The organism is Hungatella sp. L36, assembly GCF_014288035.1.
Genome location: NZ_JACOPC010000006.1, coordinates 332,347 through 338,347, shown reverse-complemented (window position 1 = coordinate 338,347; position 6,001 = coordinate 332,347). Strand labels below are relative to the sequence as shown.

At 46.4% G+C, this 6,001-nt stretch carries 5 protein-coding genes; all 5 read left to right on the top strand.

Going from position 1 to position 6,001, the window contains the following annotated elements:
• The first annotated feature begins 290 nt into the window (after positions 1–290).
• The 5 genes from H8S80_RS17145 (at position 291) to H8S80_RS17125 (ending at position 5,959) form a co-directional block, all read left to right on the top strand.
• On the top strand, positions 291–1,673 hold the full coding sequence (locus H8S80_RS17145) for an MATE family efflux transporter (protein WP_002603744.1): 1,383 nt from the start codon (positions 291–293) through the stop codon (positions 1,671–1,673).
• 63 nt (positions 1,674–1,736) lie between these two features.
• Positions 1,737–2,231 carry a hypothetical protein gene (locus H8S80_RS17140; protein ID WP_117632513.1) on the top strand — a complete coding sequence of 165 codons (495 nt, stop codon included), beginning with the start codon at positions 1,737–1,739 and terminating at the stop codon, positions 2,229–2,231.
• 211 nt (positions 2,232–2,442) lie between these two features.
• Positions 2,443–4,182: a sensor domain-containing diguanylate cyclase gene (locus H8S80_RS17135; protein WP_117632514.1), complete on the top strand. Its 1,740-nt coding sequence runs from the start codon at positions 2,443–2,445 to the stop codon at positions 4,180–4,182.
• Positions 4,183–4,494: 312 nt separating this feature from the next.
• Entirely contained in the window at positions 4,495–5,337 is an 843-nt protein-coding gene (locus H8S80_RS17130) for a tyrosine-type recombinase/integrase (protein ID WP_117632515.1), read from the top strand.
• Between the two features lie 277 nt (positions 5,338–5,614).
• Complete coding sequence (locus H8S80_RS17125; protein WP_117632516.1) at positions 5,615–5,959, top strand: helix-turn-helix domain-containing protein; 345 nt, start codon at positions 5,615–5,617, stop codon at positions 5,957–5,959.
• Positions 5,960–6,001 lie beyond the last annotated feature (42 nt).

Sequence of the window (6,001 nt, the reverse complement as noted above, 5' to 3'; positions counted from 1 at the left end):
TCCCCAAACTCGCTGCGCTCAGACAGGTGGGGATTTCCCCTGAACGAAAAATTCTGCGCATTAAGAACTGCTAATGCCCTGCAAAGTCACAGGAAAGGTCCAGGAAACGAAAGCGCCGGGCCGGGCAGCAGCAGCTGGAAGCGAAGGCTGAACTGTTACGATATTATTTGGGACATACGGAAAAAAGCTTGTAGTTTCCTTTGATATTCGATATAATAGATATATTCGCCTGAAAACAGAGTCTTGAGATCAGGCGTTTATTTCGAAAGAGAAGGAAGTTGGAAGAACGTATGGGTGGAAAGTTAAAAGCTTTATTTGCACAGACAGATATGACGGTGGGGAAACCATGGAAGCAGATCGTTATCTTTACGATTCCCATGTTGATCGGCAATATCGCACAGCAGCTTTATAACACGGTAGACAGTATCGTAGTCGGAAAGTATGTAGGAGATAACGCCCTTGCGGCGGTTGGAAGTGCCAGCCCGATTTTAAATCTGCTGCTGGTACTTTTTATTGGTATATCGATGGGAACCAGCATCATGGTGTCCCAGTTTTTTGGAGCAAAGGACAGAGAAAGCTTATCGAAGACCATCGGGAGCACGATCACTCTTACCGCGGTGTCCTCGCTGATCATTATGGTCCTCGGTTCGGTGACGATCCGGCCGCTTTTAAAGATGCTGAACACGCCGGCCAGCATTATTGACTGGTGCACCTCTTATCTGCTGATTCTGATTGTAGGCATCATGGGCGTGGCATATTACAACATGTTCTGCGGTATTTTAAGAGGGCTGGGAGATTCGCTGTCGGCCCTGGTATACCTGCTGGTAGCGACGGTCATCAATATTGTCCTAGATCTCTGGTTTGTGGCGGGCCTGCAGATGGGCGTGGCGGGGGTGGCTCTGGCCACGGTTATTGCACAGATGGTATCCGCGGTCCTCTGTTTCTTCAAGCTGAAACGGATGACGGATGTCTTTGATCTGAAATTTAAATATTTAAAGCCGGATATGGAAAATATCATGACGATCCTGCGTCTGGGGCTTCCGTCCGGTATCACCCAGGCCATCTTCTCCATGGCTATGGTCGTGGTTCAGTCGCTGACCAACAGCTTCGGCGAGATGGTGATTGCGGCTAACGTTATCATCATGCGTGTGGATGGATTCGCCATGATGCCGAACTTCTCCTTTGGTACGGCGATGACTACATATTCCGGCCAGAATGTAGGTGCGAGAGAGTTCGACCGGGTACATAAAGGAGCAAAACAGGGAACCATCATCGCGGCGGGAACGTCAGCGGCGATCACGGGCCTGATTCTGATTTTCGGAAAATATCTGATGGGTATCTTCACCAATACCTCCGAGCTGGTGACGCTGAGCGCCAATATGATGAAGATCCTTGCGGTCGGCTATATCGCCATGGCGGTGACACAGAGTCTCTCCGGTGTCATGAGAGGCGCCGGTGATACCATGACCCCCATGTGGATTTCCATCGTAACGACGGTATTTATCCGTGTTCCGCTGGCATACGGCATCGCTCACTTTACGAAGACTCCGGAGCTTCCGGGCGGCAGATATGAGTGTATCTGGGTATCCCTTCTGATTTCCTGGGTACTGGGTGCGGTATTGACCGTGGTATTCTACCGGATTGGTAAATGGAAGAATAAGGGACTGGAGTAATAGTGGGATTATAAGAATCGGGAATAATACGTGAAATAACGGTTGAGTTTGAGGTGGAGCGATATGGATGAATTAAGATGGTATTTATCCGATCTTGTCCGCGAGATCATGGAAAAACATGGGATTGAGGAGACTGCCTATTCGCTGGAGACTGTCCGGGAAGGGGCTGTGTGCCTGATCCCCTCCGACCACGGATTTCTGGTAAACGGCGGCGGAGACGAAGAGTCGGAACAGGAAGATTTTTACCGCGGGTGCCGGGAGCTTTTCCTGCGGATTTTCAGGGCTGATGAGACGGCGGAAACGGCCATGCAGGAATTTTTGACAAGAACGCTGGATCTTCCGGTTATTATGAAGGGGCCGAGTGTATCGGGCCTGGAAGCCCGGATCCGGAAGTGTCAGGAAGAGATGGAAGCGCTGGAGAAAAAGGCACTGGAGCCCGACGGTCAGAAATGGAAGGCGAAGCTAAACCTCGACCGCATCTATCTGGAGGGCCTTTTAAAAAATTTAAAAGACACTGATAAAAAACGGTACGAAAAAATAAAAACAGAAATAATTTAATTGGGAAGTGTATAAAAATCTCTCTTTGGTTTAAAATAGGAGTATACCAAAGATGAGTGAATACTTATCCTCCCCTTTTTAGTGCGGAAGCCAGAAAACGTAAGGTTTACAGGGCTTCCGCATTTTTTATGGAAATCCGGCTGTACAGTTATCCTTCGAGAGGATATAATGAAACAAGATGCGGACATCGGACGGGAAAGGCGGCAGACATATGGAAGGATCGATATTGGAGCACTACAAGAACATACTGGACCTGGTACCATGTGGTATTTGCCAGGTGGCACTGGATGATGATCTGACAATTTTGTATGCGAACCAGTTTTACTATGATATCTATGGCTATACTTCGCAGGATGCAGAGGAAAAGGGGTTTACAAATGCCAGATTTATTCTGCCGGAAGCGGATTTTCAGATGATCCATAAAAACCTTTTGGATCAGGTCGTGCGCGGCAAGACAAAATTTCAGATGGAATACCGGGGAGTACATAGTACGGGAAAAATTTTGTGGCTGCTGGTCCAGTGCACCTACGACCCGAATATACCCGGGAGCGTACTCTGTTCCCTGATGGATATTGCCGACCGGAAACGGATGGAAGAAGAGATCCGCATGAGCATGGAGGAGAGCAAAACTGCCTTTGCACTCACGGATAAATACATGTATATTTTCGATGTGGAGAACAGACGGCTTTTTCAGCCGGAGGCAACCGCGGAAGAATTCGGTTTACCTGTTGTTGCAGACAACGCACCGTACAGCATTGTGGAGTCGGGGACCATCGACGAGGAGAGCAGACAGGAATATATTGATTTTTACGAATCCATCATACAGGGAAAGCCGAAGGGACAGACAGTCGTCAAAAAGAGGAAACAAGATGGCACCACCGGCTGGTATTCCGCGAAATTTGCGATGATTTACGACAGCGAGGGGAGACCCCGCCGCGCCATTATTTCCAGTGAGAACATTACGGAGCAGCGGGAGAAAGAGCTGACTTATCAGAAATGGAGCCAGCATTTTAAGGCGCAGGAAGGCAAGACCATCGGCTATTATGAGTATAATCTGACAAAAGATGCCGTGGAGGCAGGGGACGATCCCCCTGATTATCTCAGGCCATTTGAAAAATACACAGATACGGTGCGTTATATCGCAGAGCGGTTCGTATATGAAGGAGACCGGGCAAGATTCTATAATTTCTTTAACAGAGATAAACTGCTGCTGCGCTATTATAACGGGCAGTCCTCCGGTAACATGGATTACTTGAGAAAAAGGGACGACGGAAGCCTTTACTGGGTCCGTGCAACCGTCCAGCTGATTGCTGACCCATATAATAACGACGTCCGGCTTTTTATGATGACGCTGGATATCGACGAGGAGAAAACGGAAACGCTCAGGCTGCAGCGCCGGGTGGAACACGATGGAATGACAGGAGTCTTAAACCGCGACACCTTTATGACCAGGGTGACAGAGGCTCTGGAGGAGAGCGGCCCAGCGGCACGTCACGCACTGATTATGCTGGACATCGATCAGTTTAAAGTACAGAACGACAGCTACGGACATCAGTTCGGCGATCAGGTCATCAAGGAGACCGCCGGAATACTGAAACATTTCCTCAGAAAAAATGACATCTGCGGCCGGATCGGCGGAGATGAATTCATGGTCTTCTTAAATGATATCACCTGCGAGCAGGATGTGATTCCCAGAATCGCTCAGCTTTGTGACCTGCTTAAGCGGAAGTACCCGGAAAAAGGAGAAGTCTCCTGCAGTCTGGGCGTCGTCTTTTATCCGAGGGACGGAGAAAACTTCAAAGAGCTGTACCGCAACGCGGATATCGCGTTGTATGAGGTGAAAAGGGCGGGGCGGTGTGATTTCAGGGTGTATGAAGGGGAGGCAGAGAAGGAAAAGATGGATTGCGGAGAAAAAGATTCGGACTTCCCCGGCACTGGTGAGAAGAGGTAAAGATAGATATAAAGATAGATAGTAAGATATAAGTAGATAAAAATGAGATCAAGCCCCCATGTGAACTTTTGGCATGGGGACTTTTGGGTATAAATTAACTGCAGTTATAGAAATAGAAAACGCAAATAATAAAGCTATGAAATAAATTTATTTTGAGAGTAGTAATCAGCTCCTTTTTGGTAAGAATTAAAATAATACAATTCTTATCGAAAAGGAGCTTTTTTTGCCGGCAGCAGAGTGGTTGATTACCGTATGCGAAGCTGGGGGGCGCCGGGTAAAAATGGTAAAAGCAAAAGGAAGGGAGCAATTGAAATGAGTGAGCAAAGAATCGGAAAACAGGCAGTGGAATCATTTAAGCAGTATTTGATTCTGGAGGAAAAGAGCAGGGCGACGATAGACAAATATATTCATGATATCAATAAGTTTTTGGATTATCTGAAAGAGGCGCCGGTGACAAAAGAGCAGATAATCGGCTACAAGGAGTACTTACAGAAAAATTACAGAGCGAGAAGCATTAATACGATGATTGCATCCTTAAACAGCTTTTTTCGCTGGATGGACCACCCAGAGTTTCGTGTAAAGCAGCTTAAAATACAGCAGGAGGCGTTCTGCCCGGAGGAAATGGAACTGACAAGACAGGAGTATATCCGTCTGGTAAAAGCAGCTAGAGAAAGCGGGAATGTCCGGCTGGAAATGATTCTGCAGACAATATGCTGTACCGGAATCCGGATCAGCGAGCTCAGTTTTGTATCGGTCAAAGCGGTGAAGCAGGGATTCGCAGAAGTTTGCTGCAAAGGAAAGAACCGCAGGATCATGATACCGGGAGAAATGAGGAAGAAACTGCTTTTGTATATTCAGAAACAGGGAATTGAAAATGGGGAAGTATTTATTACGAGAGCCGGTAAGGCCGTAGACAGAAGTAATGTATGGCGTGAAATGAAGAATCTGGCTCAAATCGCCGGAGTCCTTGCCGATAAAATATTTCCGCACAATCTTCGCCATCTGTTTGCCAGATGTTTTTACGAGATCGAAAAAGATATTGTAAAGCTGGCAGATGTAATGGGGCACAGCAATATCAGCACAACGAGAATTTATATGATTTCTACTGGGAAGGAGCACCGGAAGCAGCTGGATTTACTGAGATTGGTGGTTTGATATATACAACATAATAAACATTATGTTGTAAACGTAGTTTATACATATGCTTTAAACGTAAATTCCATATTATACTAGCACGCATTTCATTTAATTTCAACTCTAAATGTAACAAAATCCATCAAAACCCGCTAAAATTCATAAGTTTTGTAAAACAAATGCTCTTTGTACCGCTATTCGTACAGAAAAAGGCAGCAGAAAAACGACTCTGTGAAGTTATCCTACAACATAATGTTTATTATGTTGTAGGTTTGGAAAATACGAAAGGTGGAATAATATGGTGACCTATGACAGAGAGGAAGTAGGAAGGCGTCTGTGCAGCCGTCGGCGTGAAATGGGTCTGACAGGAGAAGAGATAGGAAAAAGAATCGGAAAGAATGGGAGATATTACCGCGATATCGAGAATGGAAGATGTGGGATGTCGGTTGAAATGCTGATTCTTTTGGCGACAGAGATGGGATTATCACTGGACTATCTGATTTATGGTATCTCTCCTGACGGCAGAAACGGAAGATTGGAGGAACAGAAGCAAATTATCAATCTGCTATCCCATTGCGATGGGCGTGTGCGGGAGGGGGCTGTGAATTTGCTGAAGGTTTATTTAGAGTCTGTGTCGGAGTAATTGAGCATAACAGAAAAAAATATTTGGTACTCGGGAATATGA